General features: G+C 36.0%; 17 protein-coding genes, 1 pseudogene and 1 other annotated feature. Of the genes and pseudogenes, 15 read left to right on the top strand and 3 right to left on the bottom strand.

Annotated elements, in window-relative coordinates; translation table 11 throughout:
* Nucleotides 1-238 precede the first annotated feature (238 nt).
* The 6 genes and pseudogenes from AB1279_RS22010 to AB1279_RS21985 all read left to right on the top strand — a co-directional run.
* Complete coding sequence (locus tag AB1279_RS22010) at nt 239-2,059, top strand: C39 family peptidase (RefSeq protein ID WP_429760959.1); 1,821 nt, start codon at nt 239-241, stop codon at nt 2,057-2,059.
* 54 nt (nt 2,060-2,113) lie between these two features.
* Nucleotides 2,114-2,485, top strand: coding sequence for a DUF1992 domain-containing protein (locus tag AB1279_RS22005; RefSeq protein WP_429760957.1), 372 nt, complete (start codon nt 2,114-2,116; stop codon nt 2,483-2,485).
* 11 nt (nt 2,486-2,496) lie between these two features.
* On the top strand, nt 2,497-2,808 hold the full coding sequence (locus AB1279_RS22000; RefSeq protein ID WP_429752556.1) for a thioredoxin family protein: 312 nt from the start codon (nt 2,497-2,499) through the stop codon (nt 2,806-2,808).
* Nucleotides 2,809-2,826: 18 nt separating this feature from the next.
* Complete coding sequence (locus tag AB1279_RS21995; RefSeq protein ID WP_429760955.1) at nt 2,827-3,060, top strand: hypothetical protein; 234 nt, start codon at nt 2,827-2,829, stop codon at nt 3,058-3,060.
* Between the two features lie 168 nt (nt 3,061-3,228).
* Complete coding sequence (locus AB1279_RS21990; protein ID WP_429760953.1) at nt 3,229-3,372, top strand: histidine kinase; 144 nt, start codon at nt 3,229-3,231, stop codon at nt 3,370-3,372.
* Nucleotides 3,373-3,476: 104 nt separating this feature from the next.
* Nucleotides 3,477-3,605 (top strand): annotated as a pseudogene (locus AB1279_RS21985) (IS6 family transposase); the annotation flags it as partial.
* Between the two features lie 86 nt (nt 3,606-3,691).
* Here the strand turns inward: AB1279_RS21985 and AB1279_RS21980 are convergent.
* Nucleotides 3,692-5,011: an amino acid permease gene (locus AB1279_RS21980; RefSeq protein WP_429760951.1), complete on the bottom strand. Its 1,320-nt coding sequence runs from the start codon at nt 5,009-5,011 to the stop codon at nt 3,692-3,694.
* 1,042 nt (nt 5,012-6,053) lie between these two features.
* Here AB1279_RS21980 and AB1279_RS21975 point away from each other — a divergent pair.
* Nucleotides 6,054-6,638 carry a TetR family transcriptional regulator C-terminal domain-containing protein gene (locus AB1279_RS21975; protein ID WP_429752550.1) on the top strand — a complete coding sequence of 195 codons (585 nt, stop codon included), beginning with the start codon at nt 6,054-6,056 and terminating at the stop codon, nt 6,636-6,638.
* A gap of 66 nt (nt 6,639-6,704) precedes the next feature.
* Complete coding sequence (locus tag AB1279_RS21970; RefSeq protein WP_429760949.1) at nt 6,705-7,901, top strand: MFS transporter; 1,197 nt, start codon at nt 6,705-6,707, stop codon at nt 7,899-7,901.
* Between the two features lie 42 nt (nt 7,902-7,943).
* On the opposite strand, the gene AB1279_RS21965 is transcribed toward AB1279_RS21970, so the two are convergent.
* Nucleotides 7,944-9,230, bottom strand: a complete 1,287-nt coding sequence (locus AB1279_RS21965) for an MFS transporter (protein WP_429752547.1) — start codon at nt 9,228-9,230, stop codon at nt 7,944-7,946.
* Nucleotides 9,231-9,326: 96 nt separating this feature from the next.
* The gene (locus AB1279_RS21960; RefSeq protein WP_429760947.1) at nt 9,327-10,640 is read right to left on the bottom strand and encodes an alkaline phosphatase family protein; all 1,314 of its coding nucleotides are present in this window, start codon (nt 10,638-10,640) and stop codon (nt 9,327-9,329) included.
* A gap of 140 nt (nt 10,641-10,780) precedes the next feature.
* On the opposite strand from AB1279_RS21960, the gene AB1279_RS21955 reads away from it, so the two are divergent.
* From AB1279_RS21955 to AB1279_RS21925, 7 genes are all read left to right on the top strand, one after another.
* Entirely contained in the window at nt 10,781-11,056 is a 276-nt protein-coding gene (locus AB1279_RS21955) for a YesK-like family protein (RefSeq protein WP_429760945.1), read from the top strand.
* Between the two features lie 104 nt (nt 11,057-11,160).
* Nucleotides 11,161-11,364 (top strand) — a binding site (T-box leader).
* A 45-nt stretch (nt 11,365-11,409) separates the two neighbouring features.
* The gene (gene proS / locus AB1279_RS21950) at nt 11,410-12,840 is read left to right on the top strand and encodes a proline--tRNA ligase (RefSeq protein ID WP_429752541.1); all 1,431 of its coding nucleotides are present in this window, start codon (nt 11,410-11,412) and stop codon (nt 12,838-12,840) included.
* Between the two features lie 507 nt (nt 12,841-13,347).
* Entirely contained in the window at nt 13,348-13,515 is a 168-nt protein-coding gene (locus AB1279_RS21945; protein ID WP_429760944.1) for a hypothetical protein, read from the top strand.
* Nucleotides 13,516-13,688: 173 nt separating this feature from the next.
* A complete protein-coding gene (locus AB1279_RS21940; RefSeq protein ID WP_429760943.1) occupies nt 13,689-14,285 on the top strand; it encodes a TerD family protein in 597 nt (198 codons plus the stop codon).
* A 20-nt stretch (nt 14,286-14,305) separates the two neighbouring features.
* Nucleotides 14,306-14,890 carry a TerD family protein gene (locus AB1279_RS21935; protein WP_429760941.1) on the top strand — a complete coding sequence of 195 codons (585 nt, stop codon included), beginning with the start codon at nt 14,306-14,308 and terminating at the stop codon, nt 14,888-14,890.
* Nucleotides 14,891-14,919: 29 nt separating this feature from the next.
* Complete coding sequence (locus AB1279_RS21930; protein WP_429752535.1) at nt 14,920-15,498, top strand: TerD family protein; 579 nt, start codon at nt 14,920-14,922, stop codon at nt 15,496-15,498.
* 72 nt (nt 15,499-15,570) lie between these two features.
* Nucleotides 15,571-16,359: a TerC family protein gene (locus tag AB1279_RS21925; RefSeq protein WP_429760940.1), complete on the top strand. Its 789-nt coding sequence runs from the start codon at nt 15,571-15,573 to the stop codon at nt 16,357-16,359.
* Nucleotides 16,360-16,362 lie beyond the last annotated feature (3 nt).

Below are 16,362 nucleotides of genomic sequence, written 5' to 3'. Positions count from 1 at the left end.
TGGGGGTCTTACTGTCCGTTCATGCAGGATATTTTTTTGTAAACGCTTTAACTGTTTTTCCAATAATTGTTGTATGATAGAGACAAACATTATTTTAGTTAATAAGTATTTACTAGGGATGTTTTTGTTTTTTAGCCACTATTAAGTCTAGAGAAAAGTAGTAGTTTTGATTAGTATATTAATAGCTAGTGCTTTTAATATATTGTATGAAAATTTAGGGTGAGGAGAATTTAGAAAAATGAATCGAAGAATTGCAGCTCTATGTGTAGCTACTAGTCTATTAGTATCTCCAATAAATAGTTTCGCACATGCAGAAGAAATGAAAGTAGATCAAACACCTATTGTACTGCAAAAAGAAGAAAGCTCTACAATAACAACAAACGATACGAGTAAACAAGGAAATACTACTGGGGAAGTAGTAGAGAAGACACAAAATGAAAAAGTTGTTGAGAAAAAGAGTGATGTGCAACAGGAGCAAGGTGTATCAGAAGAAGATAAATCATTAAAACAGCAGACTACATCGACTCCATCTAGTAAAGTAACAAACGAAACAACTGAAGAAATTTCAAAAAAACAAGTAGAGGGTTCTAACTCCCAGGAGCAAATTAAGAATGGGTGGGTTCAAGAAAATAATAACTGGTATTATTATACAAATAATGAGATGGTAAAAGGATGGAAGGATATTGATAATAAACGATATTATTTTCATCCGGAAACAGGGATACGCCAAGTAGGCTGGATTAAGGATCAAAATACGTGGTATTACTTAAGTGAAAATGATGGAGCAATGGCGACAGGATGGAAGGATATTGACAACAAACGATACTACTTTCATCCAGAAACAGGAGTACGCCAAGTAGGCTGGATTAAGGATCAAAATACGTGGTATTACTTAAGTAAAAATGATGGGACAATGACAACAGGCTGGGTAAAAGACGGAAGCGCATGGTATTACTTAAATAACAATGGAGCAATGGCAACAGGCTGGATAAAAGACGGAAGTGCACGGTATTACTTAAATAACAACGGAGTAATGGCAACAGGCTGGATAAAAGATGGAGATGCATGGTACTACTTACAGAACGACGGAACAATGGCGACGGGCTGGATAAAAGATGGAAGTACGTGGTATTACTTGCAGAACAGCGGTGCAATGGCAACAGGCTGGATAAAAGATGGAGGTACATGGTATTACTTGCAGAACAGCGGTGCAATGGCAACAGGTTGGGCAAAAGATGGAGATACATGGTATTACCTACATAATAGCGGAGCGATGGCAGTTGGTTGGTTAAAGTACGGAGATAATTGGTTTTATTTAGCGAGTAATGGCGCTATGCAAACAGGCTGGTTATGGAATGGCGGGAAATGGTATTACTTACAGAACACCGGTGCAATGGCTACCGGCTGGATATGGGATGGCGGCAAGTGGTATTACTTGTATGAAGATGGAGTTATGAAAACAGGTTATGCATATTTAGACGCACCGCAAATCTTCCAAAATCCTGAATTGAAGAATGGCTGTGAAGTAGTTTCTATGACAATGATGTTACAGTATCACGGCTATAATGCGAATAAAATGACACTTGCTATGCAATTGCCAGTAGATCGAACACCAATTCAAACAGGACCGAATGGTCAAATCTATACATGGGGAGATCCTGCAGTTGGTTTTGTTGGTGATGTAACAGGTGCTTCTAGAGGATATTCCATTGATCCGGCACCATTAAAGACTGTACTAGATCGTTATACAAGCAGCGGTATTAATTTAACTGGTTCTGACTTCTCTAGAATTGAGCGTTTATTAGAAGAAGGAAAGCCGGTTGTAACATGGATTACAGCATCTTTTTCGTATCCAGTAGCACCAAAAACATGGAAAACTTTATCTGGTAAAGTTATAAATGCTGATTTTGATATGCATGCAGTGTTAGTAACTGGATATGATGATAACTATGTATACTTCAATGATCCTCTTCGAAGAGGTAAGGGAGCGAAGGTAAGTAAATCAAGCTTTATTAATAGTTATAATTACATGGGGAAGAAAGCTTTAAGCATGAATTAATCTTTGAACATAAAATATAGAAAAGAACTTGAATACATCCGAGGATGTGATGGTATGGATATCTTTTCAATTATTGCTGAAGAACGCATTCGTCAAGCAGTGGAAAAAGGTGATTTTGAAGATCTTCCAGGGAAAGGAAAGCCTCTTGAATTAGAAGATTTGTCAATGATACCAGAAGAGCTTCGTATAAGTTATAAAATCTTAAAAAATGCTGGCATGATTCCTGAAGAAATGCAGTTACAAAAAGATATGTTAAAAATTGAGGACTTAATTGCTTGCTGTCACGATGGTATGGAACGAGAACGACTGCAAGAAGAATTAACAGCAAAATCGCTTCGTTTTCAGCAAGTTATGGAAAGACGTAAGTTAAAAGAAACAGCAGTATTTGGTATATATCGTAAAAAGATATTTCAAAAATTCATGTAAGAGGGATTTGTATGAAGCAATTCTCAAATATAGAAGAACTAACAACATATATTGAACAACAACCATTATTATTATTATTTATTAAAACTGAAGATTGCGGTGTATGCGACGTTATGCTCGAAAAAATAACACAATTACTCGAACATCATTCGAATGTGGAAAGAGTTGTTGTTTCATTAGAGGATATGAGGGAAATTTCAGGACAGTATTTAGTGTTTACTGCACCAACTGTTTTACTATTTCATAGTGGAAAAGAGATATTACGAGAATCTCGTTTCATTTCTTTGGAGAATATAAATCGTATTCTACAAATAATTGAGTAGTAAAAGGGGGATTTTAGAATGGAATTATTAGTAGGCACTGTGCTTTTTATTGTATTGTTTTGGATTATTGTAAAAGTAATTGCATCTAATGAAAGAAAACGGGTACGGAAGCAATATAAATCCGATGCAACAGATAGTACAGCGTATACTGCTACACCATTTTTTTTCGCAGGACCTAGTGAGGGTTCAGGGGATTGCGATAGTTCTTTTGGTGGAGATGGCGGAGATGGTGGAAGTTGTGGTGGCGATTGAAGTGAATATGGAAATGCGTCTGAAAGGGCGCATTTCTTATTTTGAAATTTAAACAAACGTTTGATTAGTTAGGGTAAAGTCTTGTGAAATATATTAAACAAACGTTTGATTAATAAGGGAATTATCATCACTTAATAAGGATAAATAGATATAAAGAGGGGATATAGAATGGAAAAAAAGCCGAAAGTAAAAAATAAAGGGAAAATAATTGCATTTGCTTTAGTAGGGATAAGCGTTGTTTTATTTAAGGTAGCGTTAAAAATAGGAAAACTGTATGCGATTCATAATTGGATTGACAAGATGTTTTCTTAAATAGGGGTCACCTTACATACCCATCAACTTAAGAAATTGGTTGTTCCCCAAAACGCAAAAAATGCGCTAAATTCTCATTTCAAAATATTAGCTTGATGGACATGGAGCGGCACCCCAATATGCTTGGATTAAAATCATTGCAAACAACTAAAAAAATGATTACTGGAATAGAAGTTATGCATATAATCAAAAAAGGACAAACTCCCCAAGGTGAGAAGTTTGTCCAAAAATAGATATATCTTATCCATGATTTCTTTGGTTGAACAACATAAAATTCAATTCCGCTAGGAAACTTTGCACCAGAACCAACAATAGTGAATTAGAATAATGACTTAATACTTGCTAGGACAGTAAGTATACCTATAATAATGACAAATACATTGCTCGCTTTCCCTTTGTATTTAGCTAGTACTGGTACTTTATGGATCGCATACATTGGTAATAGACATAAGATAGCAGCAACTAACGGACCACTAAGGGCATCAATGATTCCAAGAATACTTGGATTTGCATAAGCAACATACCAGCATGTTAATACAACAAAAGTAAGGATCATTGTCTTAACTGTTTTTTCTCCCATATTTTTTCCGCGTTTTTTACCGACCTTGATAATCATGTCACGCATTACCTCATATGCTCCTATATAATGGCCAAGGAAGGACTTTGTTATAGCCGTAAAAGCAATAAGAGGAGCTGCAATAGTGATTACAGGCGAATTAAGCTCATTAGCAAGATATGATAGAATTGATAAGTTCTCTTCTTTTGCCTTTATAAGATCAGCTGGAGTTAAACTCAATGTGCTGCTCCAAACAAAGAACATAACAACAGCGAATGTCATGATATAACAAGCTTTTTGTATTTGAGCACATTTGGCATCAGTAGCGTCTATTCCATAGGTAGCTCTCTGTTTCATAACAAATGATGAAATCATAGGCGAATGATTGAACGAGAATACTATGATTGGTAGTATCATCAATATCGTTCCAAAATATCCTGTGCCTGTTGAAGCATTAGAAACACTTGAAAAACTAAGCATTGACGTATTCCATTTTGGAATTAAAGATATTGCGATAAAAAGTAGAGAAGCTATGAAAGGATATACTAGCATGCTCATTATCTTTACAGTGATATCTTGACCAAAATTTAGTATAGCTATAAGACCGAGTACTAATACAAGCGATAAAATGGCCCTTGGAGGCTCCGCCATGTGCAATTGATTCACGATAAAACTACTTGCAGTATTTGTAAGTGCAACCGAGTACATCAGTACGATCGTATAAATTGAGACGAAATATACAATGTTAAAAGTTATACCTGCCTTATTTCCGAAATACTCTCTTATTGTACCTGTAATCCCCTCATCAGCAGAATTGGAAGCGTATATCATTTTAGCAAGCGCCCTATGTGAGTAATACATAACAGGAAATGCAAGTATGGTAATTAGCAGTAATGATAATAAACCACCTGAACCTGCATTAATTGGTAAAAAGAGTACTCCTGCTCCAATTGCTGTTCCAAAAAGACTCAATGCCCAGGTAGTATCCTGTTTATGCCACTTTTTAGGGTCTGGATATTTCTCATTTTTTACTGCAGTATTTTCAGCTTGAAATTCTATGTTTTTTGCAGTATTCCCATTCATATAATGATTCCTCCTTGTATCTTATTCTTACGTCTTTTTTTAAGGCTTAGGGATATTGGCCCAATCACATCAAAACAACTTTTGTATTTAACAAATAAGCCCCCATAATGTATTGTTTTTAACTGCAGTTGAATCTAAGTTATTAGAATGTCCAATTCAAAATATGTTCCGGCTTTTATTTTCTACAACTCCATTTGTTCCAAAAATCAGAATATAAGATTCGGATGGTAACGCTTCCAGTTTTATGTTAAATAAAATTCCTTTTCTGATTACAAAAGGAAGCGTATCAGTATGTCCAATTTTAGAAGCTTAGAATTTTTGCACCAGAACCTGGTTTGATATTTTCTCTGCAGGTAATAGATTATCTCCTGACGCCCTCATTATAGCTTGCATATTTATGAGTTATAAGATTTTTTTATTTTTAGAAAGATTGAATAAACAGAATCTTGAATAGATAATAAATTACACCTGGCATATAGCAATTGTGCCCATTATTTGAATCTGTATTAGTTAGTAGAAAGAAAATAATAATACAGTTTTCCTTTGGTTAACACATCAATTATATGAGAAGACTATTACAAAGATACTTCTACTTTCCTTTGTCGAAACATCTTATTTTAGACGGGAAAACTGTTATAATAAATGATTCATGCATATGTAAAGGAATAAATAAAAGAAATATAAAATCTCTTTAGGATATTTATTATCAATTTTGAATTTATATTCATTTTTCAGAAAAGAGGAACTTCTTTTTGTATAAATCTTGGACATACCGATATTATTACTTTACAGAAGGTGTGTGATTAGTATGGAAAAAGAACAGTTATTTAGGTTCTGGTGTAAAAAAGAGCATAAAATGCATATATCTCTAACAGAATTGTATCTTATACTATAAGGCCCAGTACCAGCGTTCATGCAAAGTAGCAATTAAGTGTAGAAAGATAGTTCTATATAATGACCCTAAATAAGAAAATTGCCTCTTGTAAGGAAGATGTAATTTCATTAAAATTAGACTGAACGGTCGGTTTAGTGAGGTGCAATAATGAGAAAGAGTGCTGAAGAAATTAAAAGAGAAATTGCTTATAAAGCAGAAGAACTATTTTCAAAAACAGGGTATGCAGCAACATCTATGGAAGACATTTGTGAAGTTACTGAACGGAGTAAGGGCAGTATTTACTATCACTTTAAAAGTAAAGAAGAATTGTTTTTATTTGTAGTGAAGCAGCATACGTATGATTGGCTGGAAAAGTGGGCCGAAAAAGAAAAACAGTATCATACAAGTACGGAAAAGCTATATGGCCTTGCTGAATATTATGTGGAAGATGTCCAAAACCCAATTTCTAGCACAATTGAAGAATTTCTAACGAGTCAAGTTGTAAGGAAAGATATAATGGATGAAATGATAGCCTTAACTCGTGAATCGTATAGCATTTTCAAGAAGCTAGTTGAAGAAGGAATGGCATCAGGTGAATTTCGCCAAGACGATGTAAATGATCTCATGTACGTTGTGAACGGTCTGTTAGCTGGGCTTGGACCATTATATTATGAAATGAATGCAGGGGAAATGAAACGGATTTATAAAAAGGCAATTGATGTTTTATTACAGGGAATGGCAGCTGGATCGTAATGTCAGCAGCTTTTCTTTTGAAACAAATTAGACTGAACGGTCGGTTTAATAAAGGGGGAGATATTGATGAATGCTTTGTTAAAAAATCGAGTGTTTCTGCTTGTAATTGCTTCTGATATTTTACAACAATTTGCGATTTGGATCCGAAATATGGCGCTTTTGTTTTTTGTTATGGAGCAGACAAATAATGATCCTGTTGCTGTTTCTATATTGTCTGTTATGGAATATGCTCCTATCTTCATCTTTTCATTTGTTGGAGGTGCCTTGGCTGATCGATGGAATCCAAAGCGAACAATGATTACAGGGGATATATTAAGTGCACTATCTATCGTTATGATTGTTTTCTTGTTAAATATTGGGTATTGGCAAGCGTTATTTGCTGCAACATTTGTATCAGCGGTCGTCAGCCAATTTTCACAGCCAGCAACTTCACGCGTTTTTAAACATCATGTTGAAGAGGAACATGTTAGTGCAGCCATTGCTATATCTCAAAGTTTACAAGCATTGTTCTTGATCTTTGGTCCAGTTGTAGGAACATTCGTATATACACAGCTCGGTTTATTTGCATCACTCTACAGCTTAATCATTATTTTTGCTTTATCAGCTCTTTGTCTTTCATTTCTGCCAGGGTGGATGAAAGATAAAGAGGTGAGGCAATCTTCATTATGGAATGATATAAAAGAAGGTTGGTTGTATGTGCTACGTTCGAATCCTTTACGAATGTTGGCGGCTACTTTTTCGATCATTGGTTTGGCATCAGGTTTAGTACAACCGCTTGAAATCTTTCTCGTTGTGGAGCGGTTAGGAATGGAGAAAGAAGCTGTTCAATATTTAACTGCAGCGGATGGCATTGGAATGTTAATTGGGGGCGGCGTGGCAGCTATGGTTGCTGCAAAAGTAAGGCAGAAGCACTTGCTTGTTTTTGGAATAATGATTTTAGCTGTTTCATTTGTTGTAGAAGGATTTTCGACTTCGTTTTGGATTACAGTATGCATGCGTTTTATAACAGGAATTTGTTTAGCTTGTGTCAATATCGTAGTCGGAACGTTTATGATTCAACTTGTAGATGAGAACATGATTGGCCGGGTAAATGGAACGGTATTACCGCTATTCATGAGTACGCTGTTAATCGGTGTTTCGCTAGGAGGAATATTGAAGGAGACAACTTCGCTCGTAATCGTATTTAGCATAGCGGCGGTATTAGGTTTAGCAGCTGTTTTACCGGTACTTCGAATGAAAATGACACAAGCACAAGAAGGGTAAAAGATAAAAACGCTCTCCCCATTTATATGGGAGAGCGTTTGATTATAATGTCTCTGGTTTTTGAGAAGGTTCTGTTACAGAAGCAGAAGAGCTCTCTGGTACGCGTGTTAATAGAAATCCACCGATAATAAATAATATGATAATACTTAACACGCCAGCGTTTGTTTTACCTGTTAATTGCGTTGTGACACCGACGAGAACAGGCCCCATAATGGCAGCGAATTTACCAAATATGTTATAAAATCCAAAGAATTCGTTTGCAGATTCTTTCGGGATGAGCTTTGCAAAATAGGAGCGGCTTAACGCTTGAATACCACCTTGTGAAGTAGCAACGAGCATCGCTAAAATCCAGAAATCCAGCGTTGTTTTTAGGAAATAAGCGTACGTGCAAATAATAATATAAATAATAATACCAACATATAGCATTTTCTTGCCGGTAAATGTTTCAGACAACTTACCATATAATAATGCAAATGGGCAGGCGACGATTTGTGTAGCAAATAAAATAATTAATAAATTTGTTGCACTAATCCCAAGGTCTGTTCCATATGCTGTTGACATTGTAATGATTGTGTCGACTCCATCAATGTAGAAGAAATAGGCAAGGAGGAAGAAAAAAACTGTTCGGTATTGACGGATATTTTTAAATGTATAAGCAAGGCGTTTAAAGCTTGTCACAACAGGATTTGGATCACGTTCGATATAATAGCGTTGTTCTACATTTTTTAACATAGGAATTGTAAAGAGTCCCCACCAAAGCGCTGTAATTGCGAATGAAATTTGGCTTGCCACGCCGACTGATAATGGGATGATACTTTTTTGGGAAAGAATAATAAGAGCCATGCAGCCGATAAATGGAATTGTACTTCCGATATAGCCAAGGGCAAAGCCGCGTGTTGAAACACGGTTCATTCGGTCCTCTGTCGTCACATCTATTAAAAAAGCATCGTAAAAAATATTTGATCCTGCAAATCCAATTAAAGCGAGCATATAGCAGCAAAGTAAGAGAATCCACTGCGAAGTTGGCACTACTGCCAACATACCTGTAAAAATAATGCCTAACAGGAAAAAGAATGTGAAGAAACGTTTCTTAAATCCTTTATAATCAGCAATCGTACCAAGAATAGGAGCGAGTATAGACACAAGAAGTGTCGCAAAGGAATTTGCATACCCCCAATATGCAGTTGATGTTGTACCTGCAAGTCCAATTTCCTTAGCGGCTGCTTTAAAGTAGATTGGAAATACAGCAGTTGTAATAACAAGTGAATACACTGAGTTTGCCCAGTCATATAATATCCAGCTTTTTTCCTGCCTGGACATTTTTTTCATATATGTTCCTCCCTCAACTAATCTAATGTTATTGTACAAAAAGGCGTTTATAAAAAAGAGAAACGAATTGAATGTTTACATATTTTTTACATAACTTTACATTTGTAATAACTCTTCTATAACAGTTCCATCTGTGTCACCAAGATGTAATCCAAGCAATCTTGCAATTGTAGGACCTTCATCAATAAGTCGCATGTGCGGAATAATGGTGCCTTGACGAATTCCTTTACCGGCTGCCACGAAAATAGTTTCGTAATTTGGTTTTGATGGAGAATAGCCATGGGTACCAAACGTATATTTTTTATTAGAGGTTACATCTTCTCTTGTAATCTCTCTTATAAGGTCTCCAGTATGATTTTCTAAAAAGTAATACCCTTCTCGAGCTTCAAGCATAAAGAGGCAATTCCCATCAGCTCCGCGATCTTTTGCTTCTTCATCGGTTAATAGAAATTCTATGCCGTTTTGCTTATCTTGCATAATTTCTTGCAGTAAACGGTGTAAACTTCCAATTGTTTCTGTATCATTTTTATCTTTTACGTATACATATGCTGAACCGTCACAGCTTTGACAATAAGCTTTCCAATTTGTTACTTCCCCTTTTTTATTCACAGTAAGGAACCCCTTTTCACGCAATAGGACATTTAATTGAATGGCCTTATGTTCATCTAATGCGCTATGATCCCCGAGTGCAATGATGGTTGTTTCTTCGTACATACCGCTTTCTTTTAACGCTTCAACAATTGCACCTAGACGTTTGTCGTGGCGATGAATCGCTGCTACTGTTTCTTCAGAAGAAAATCCATGGTAATGGCGCTGTGTATCTAAATCAGTAAAATGAACAAACATAAGATTTGGTTTTTTCGTTTGAATTGTGTGTATTGCAGAAGCGAGGACAAAATCATCTAGCTCTGGTTGTGACAAACCATTCCGGATATGACCAAAACGTTGATTTAACTCTAGTTGATACAATGGACTCCCGCTGAATAATGAGACGAGTACTTGATTTTGCCATGGCCGATTTGGGAAAATTTCTGGCATGTTGTAATCAATTTTTGCTTTTCCTGTGACAGGCCATAGAAGTGCAGCTGTTTTTAAGTTTGCTTTTCGCGCTTCATCATAAAGGGTCGTTCCTTTAATAGAACGGCGGTACCAGTGCCAGTCGGGTGATTCTTTACCGGGTTGCAGCAGTGTATTGTTTACAACACCATGTTTTGCAGGATAATTTCCTGTCACAATCGTTGCATGACTTGGATATGTAACGGATGGATAAATACTTTCAACTTTTTCAGCGTATGCACCACGTTTTAGTAAAGAACGGAAGTGAGGAAGGTTTTGTAATATAGGAAAATCTAAAGCTGATAAACAATCAAAAGATAAAACAATAACATGTTTTGGTAGGGACTTGTTCATAGAAAATACCTCCGGAAGTTCTAAAACCTATTTTTATATATTACTATTAATACTTGATTATAAATACTCCCATTTAGAAGAAAGTATTTTTTAAATTTTTTGATCAATTAACATATAATGTATTTATGGGAGGGAAGATAATGGGAATTTTTTTAATGAGTAGTATTGTCACGACAGTTGTTGTTTTTCTCATTTCATTCATGTTACGAAAAAGCTTTCCAAATCGTTCGTTTGACTTTACCTTTGGACTTATTGTGATTATAATTTGTTTCGTTTGTTTTTTACTCACATTGTTTTTCATTGGTGGATGGGAAGGTATGGCATATGGTTTCCTATGTTTTTTTATTCTGATTGGAACAATTATTGGGATGTTAATTCATCAGATCGTGAAATTTTTTCGAGATAGATATATATAATACAAGTATAAAACAAAACAAAATGAAAAGAATATATAAGAATCAGAAAATTAATTATTGCTTTACAGCAAAGTGTGTATTATGATAATCAACAAATTTATATCGTTATGACGATGAAAAAGGATTAGTACATGTTCAATCTTTTTGCAGAGAGAGAATCCAGTGGCTGAGAGATTCTTAAAAGACAATATGGAACCTGCCTTTGAGTTCTGCATATGCAGCGGGATATTCCCGTTATCAAACAAGAGAGCATATACATGTTGTATATGAATCAGGGTGGTAACGCCGGCAAAAGCTCGGTCCCTATTATAGGGGCACGGGCTTTTTTTATTTTTTTGAAGGAGGAAAAGTAGATGGGAAAAGAACAAGTACAAGCCATTACAAAAATGGAAGAAGATTTCGCACAGTGGTATACCGATATCGTAAAAAAAGCTGAGCTTATTGATTATTCAAGTGTAAAAGGATGTATGATTTTACGTCCGCATGGATATGCCCTTTGGGAAAACATTCAAAAAGTAATGGATGAAAAGTTAAAAGAAACAGGGCATGAAAATGTGTATATGCCAATGTTTATTCCAGAAAGTTTACTTCAAAAAGAGAAAGATCATGTGGAAGGTTTTGCACCAGAAGTAGCATGGGTTACACATGGAGGAAGTGAAGAATTAGCAGAGCGTCTTTGCGTTCGTCCAACATCAGAAACGTTATTCTGTGAGCATTTTTCGAAAATTGTTCAGTCGTATAATGATTTACCAAAGCTGTATAACCAATGGTGTTCCGTTGTACGTTGGGAAAAAACAACGCGTCCATTCTTACGCACAACTGAATTTTTATGGCAAGAAGGTCATACAATTCATGAGACAGCGGAAGAATCACAGCAAGAAACGCTTAATATTTTAAATATATATGCGTCGTTTTGTGAAGAGTATTTAGCTATTCCAGTTATAAAAGGTCAGAAAACAGAGAAGGAAAAGTTTGCAGGAGCTAAAGCAACTTATACAATCGAAAGTTTAATGCATGATGGTAAGGCACTGCAAACAGGTACATCACATAATTTTGGTACTAACTTTACAGAAGCATTCGATATTAAGTTTTTAGATCGAAATGGGAAATGGCAGTATGCACATCAAACATCTTGGGGTGTATCAACGAGAATGATCGGCGGTCTTATTATGGTACACAGCGATAATAACGGACTTGTATTACCACCAAAGATTGCGCCAACACAAGTGATGATTGTACCAATTGCCCAGCATAAAGAAGGCGTGTTAGAAAAGGCAGCTGAGCTTCAGACTCGTATTCAAAAAGTTGCGCGTGTGAAAATGGATGCAAGCAACAAAACACCAGGCTGGAAGTTTAATGAATATGAGATGAAGGGAGTACCAATTCGCTTAGAAGTAGGACCGAAAGATATTGAAAAAAATCAAGTTGTTCTTGTACGTCGTGATACAAAAGAGAAAGAATTTGTATCTATAAACGAATTAGAAGAACGTATTACAACATTACTTGATGATATTCAGCAGTCTTTATTTGAAAAAGCAAAAGCACTCCGTGAAGAAAAAACATATACAGCTACTACTTTTGAAGAAATGAAACGAGTTGCAGCAGAAAAGCAAGGGTTTATTAAAGCAATGTGGTGCGGAAGTCTTGCTTGTGAAGAAAAGTTGAAAGAAGAAGCAGGCGTTACATCACGTTGTATGCCATTTGAACAAGAGGAATTAGCTAAACAATGTGTATGCTGTGAGAAAGATGCGAAGCATATGGTGTATTGGGGCAAAGCGTATTAAAGAATAGGTGACTGGATCTATTAAAAGTAAAAAAGGTTGGCAAAATGCCAGCCTTTTTCAATATTGTATGGTGTATTTTCTTGATGTGAATTTGCCCCGCTATTTGCGGGCAGTAATACTCCCACCTCAAAATTCGGTCAAAGCATTGTCCAGCTCTAGCGGCTGGAATCTCCGGTCGTTTCGCCCCCTCGGGCGAGGCAAAAAGCGCCTCTCTGCCTTAGGCGCGGGCGTCCTGCGATTCTGATTGAGCCGCTTCCGCTTTTCTAAAGAGGTTAGGTGGGAGATAAACTGTCCGTAAAAGCCCGATTGGTGGGGGCTGATAATCAGTGGGGGATGAAGAGACCCTCCACTGATTAAAGTTTCACTTTATGTATTGGTTCATAGATTCTTAACATTTTTCAAACACAAGGGATAGCAGTATGTATGTTAAAATATTAGATAAGAAAGTATGAGAAGGGGTGAACTTAGAATATTATAATCCTGATATTATAATAGATAATTAAATAGATGGAAAGCGGTACATTTATAGTAACAGCGGCATCTCTTATTTCCACACATGCTTTTGCACAAGAAGAAAGCACAGCGACAGTAAATACAATGAATTTAAATATACGCGAACAACTAACAACGCAAAGTCCAATTGTTGGACAATTCATGGGTTTACATCTTATATGATTAGTAAAATAGAAATTCTCGCACTTCTTACATCGGTGCGATGAAATCAAATAGGTGTTTTCGTATAATTAAAAAATTATTCTTTTTCTCAATCTATGAAAAATGCTACAATATAAAGAAAGAATACAATATTTTCCTAAGTGGAAAGTGACTTGTAGAAAGGAAGAGACTTCATGCCTATTATTTTAGAAAAAGGACAGAAGATCGATTTAACGAAAGGAAAACCTGGTTTAACAAAGTTACAAGTTGGCTTGGGCTGGGATCCAATTGAAAAATCAGGTGGATTTTTATCTTCATTATTTGGAAGTAAGCCAAATATTGACTGTGATGCATCTGTAATTATGCTTGAAAATGATCGCTTTTTACATAAAAATGACCTTATTTATTTTGGAAATAAATTATCTTCTTGCGGAAGTATTATTCATTCGGGGGATAATTTAACGGGTGAAGGAGCGGGCGATGATGAAACGATCTTTGTGGAATTATCAAAAGTTCCATCTAGAGTAAACCGCTTAATATTTGTTGTAAATATTTATGATTGTGTGAACCGTCGTCAAGACTTTGGAATGATTCGCAATGCGTATATTCGTATTCAAAATCCACAAACAAATGAAGAGTTAGTACGTTATAATTTAACTGATAACTACGGCGGAAAGACGACGCTAATTGCTGGTGAAATATATCGTGATAACGGTGAATGGAAATTCTCTGCAATTGGAGACGGAGCACAAGCTAAAAACTTAAGCGAAATTGTAACGCGTTATCAATAATCTCTAAGGAGGCGCTATATATGGCAGCTATTTCATTACAAAAAGGACAAAAAGTAGATTTAACGAAAACAAATCCAGGTCTTTCAAAAGTAATTGTTGGTCTTGGCTGGGATACAAATAAATATGATGGACAAGCTGATTTTGATTTAGATGTAAGTATTTTCTTAGTTGGTGCAAGCGGTAAAGTTGGCGGAGGAGAAGATTTTGTTTTCTATAACAATCCAACTGGAGCAAATGGTTCCGTACAGCATTTAGGTGATAATCGTACAGGAGATGGCGAAGGGGACGATGAAACAATCAAAGTTGATTTGAAAAATGTTCCTGCGCATATTGAACGTATTTGTTTTACAATTACAATTTATGATGGAGAAGGTCGTCGTCAAAACTTTGGACAAGTATCTAACTCCTTTGTTCGCATTTTAGATGAAGAGAAAAACACAGAGCTGATTCGTTATGATTTAGGTGAAGATTTCTCGATTGAAACAGCGGTTGTAGTAGGTGAATTATATCGTCATAACAACGATTGGAAGTTCAATGCGATTGGCAGTGGTTTCCAAGGCGGATTAGCAGCTTTATGTAAAAACTTTGGTTTAGATGTAGAGTAAAGAATCTATGTAAATAGAGGTGGATGGATATGGTTATTCAGTTACAAAAAGGACAAAAAATTGATTTAGGTAAGACAAGCCCAGGCCTTACAAAAGCAATTATTGGTCTTGGCTGGGATATTAAACAATATGACGGTGGAGCTGATTACGATTTAGATGCATCCGCGTTCTTATTAAATCAAGAAGGTAAATGTACGAAAGAAACAGACTTTATCTTTTATAACAATTTACAATCTCCTTGTGGTTCTGTGACACATACAGGTGATAACCGAACTGGAGAAGGTGAAGGCGATGATGAGCAATTAGTTGTCGATTTAAATAAAGTACCAGCGGATGTACATCGTATTGCTATTACAGTTACGATTTATGATGCAGAGGGGCGCCGCCAAAACTTTGGACAAGTTGCCAATGCATTTGTTCGTTTAACTAACGAAGAAACAAATGAAGAAGTGCTTCGCTATGATTTAGGGGAAGATTTCTCCATCGAAACAGCAGTTGTCTTTTGTGAATTATACCGTCATAATGGACAGTGGAAGTTTAATGCTGTCGGAAGCGGCTTCCAAGGTGGATTAGGTGCGCTTGTAAGAGCGTACGGCTTGGATGCGTAAGAAGGAAGCGAATTTCGTTTCCTTCTTTTCCGCTTTTTAGAAATTTAAAACAGAATAGGAGTCAACAACAATATGGAGATTTTACATGGAATCCTTAATACGTATGCCCAATTCTTTGATCTAGATATGTGGGTAAAAGTATTAACAGATCCAGTATCTTGGGGATTAATTGGTACGCTTGTTGTTTTGGAAGGATTGCTATCTGCTGATAACGCACTTGTATTAGCTGTTATGGTAAAACATCTTCCAGAAGAAAAGCGTAAAAAAGCATTATTTTATGGACTTATTGGTGCTTATGCATTCCGTTTTATTGCCATCGGAATTGGTATGTACTTAATTAAATTATGGTGGGTAAAAGTGTTTGGTGCTCTTTACCTTGCATGGCTTTCTTTGAAACACTTCATTGATAAATCTAAAGGAAATGAAGAAGACGAAGAAGCTCATGGTATGAAGAAAGATAGTGTGCTATTTAGAATGTTTGGCATGTTCTGGGGAACGGTTGTAATGGTCGAACTAATGGATATCGCGTTCTCTGTAGATAGCGTTCTTGCGGCATTTGGTGTTTCAAATGAAGTATGGATTCTGCTTCTTGGCGGAATGCTTGGAATTTTAATGATGCGTGGTATTGCAGGTGTATTTTTAAGATTACTAGAACGTGTTCCAGAGCTTGAAACGACAGCGTATATATTAATTGCAATTATTGCTGTAAAAATGTTCCTTTCTGTATTTCATATTGAAATGCCGCATTGGATGTTCTTTATGATTTTAGTTATTGCATTTGGTGCTACATTTATTTTACATTATACGAAAACATCTCGCCAAACTCGTGAAGAGGTGGCAGCTTCTAAGAAAGAAGATTAATAG

The sequence above is a fragment of the Bacillus sp. S14(2024) genome (genome assembly GCF_050473785.1).
Taxonomy (GTDB): domain Bacteria; phylum Bacillota; class Bacilli; order Bacillales; family Bacillaceae_G; genus Bacillus_A; species Bacillus_A yunxiaonensis.
The sequence above is the reverse complement of the archived record's forward strand: the minus strand, read 5'-3'. Positions and strand labels throughout refer to the sequence as shown.

What these genes read in the sequence shown, in the direction of transcription:
- AB1279_RS22010 (WP_429760959.1), top strand. Translation starts at nt 239, where the DNA reads ATGAATCGAAGAATTGCAGCTCTATGTGTAGCTACTAGTCTATTAGTA.
- AB1279_RS22005 (WP_429760957.1), top strand. Translation starts at nt 2,114, where the DNA reads ATGGATATCTTTTCAATTATTGCTGAAGAACGCATTCGTCAAGCAGTG.
- AB1279_RS22000 (WP_429752556.1), top strand. Translation starts at nt 2,497, where the DNA reads ATGAAGCAATTCTCAAATATAGAAGAACTAACAACATATATTGAACAA.
- AB1279_RS21995 (WP_429760955.1), top strand. Translation starts at nt 2,827, where the DNA reads ATGGAATTATTAGTAGGCACTGTGCTTTTTATTGTATTGTTTTGGATT.
- AB1279_RS21990 (WP_429760953.1), top strand. Translation starts at nt 3,229, where the DNA reads ATGGAAAAAAAGCCGAAAGTAAAAAATAAAGGGAAAATAATTGCATTT.
- AB1279_RS21980 (WP_429760951.1), bottom strand. Translation starts at nt 5,011, where the DNA reads ATGAATGGGAATACTGCAAAAAACATAGAATTTCAAGCTGAAAATACT.
- AB1279_RS21975 (WP_429752550.1), top strand. Translation starts at nt 6,054, where the DNA reads ATGAGAAAGAGTGCTGAAGAAATTAAAAGAGAAATTGCTTATAAAGCA.
- AB1279_RS21970 (WP_429760949.1), top strand. Translation starts at nt 6,705, where the DNA reads ATGAATGCTTTGTTAAAAAATCGAGTGTTTCTGCTTGTAATTGCTTCT.
- AB1279_RS21965 (WP_429752547.1), bottom strand. Translation starts at nt 9,230, where the DNA reads ATGAAAAAAATGTCCAGGCAGGAAAAAAGCTGGATATTATATGACTGG.
- AB1279_RS21960 (WP_429760947.1), bottom strand. Translation starts at nt 10,640, where the DNA reads ATGAACAAGTCCCTACCAAAACATGTTATTGTTTTATCTTTTGATTGT.
- AB1279_RS21955 (WP_429760945.1), top strand. Translation starts at nt 10,781, where the DNA reads ATGGGAATTTTTTTAATGAGTAGTATTGTCACGACAGTTGTTGTTTTT.
- proS (WP_429752541.1), top strand. Translation starts at nt 11,410, where the DNA reads ATGGGAAAAGAACAAGTACAAGCCATTACAAAAATGGAAGAAGATTTC.
- AB1279_RS21945 (WP_429760944.1), top strand. Translation starts at nt 13,348, where the DNA reads ATGGAAAGCGGTACATTTATAGTAACAGCGGCATCTCTTATTTCCACA.
- AB1279_RS21940 (WP_429760943.1), top strand. Translation starts at nt 13,689, where the DNA reads ATGCCTATTATTTTAGAAAAAGGACAGAAGATCGATTTAACGAAAGGA.
- AB1279_RS21935 (WP_429760941.1), top strand. Translation starts at nt 14,306, where the DNA reads ATGGCAGCTATTTCATTACAAAAAGGACAAAAAGTAGATTTAACGAAA.
- AB1279_RS21930 (WP_429752535.1), top strand. Translation starts at nt 14,920, where the DNA reads ATGGTTATTCAGTTACAAAAAGGACAAAAAATTGATTTAGGTAAGACA.
- AB1279_RS21925 (WP_429760940.1), top strand. Translation starts at nt 15,571, where the DNA reads ATGGAGATTTTACATGGAATCCTTAATACGTATGCCCAATTCTTTGAT.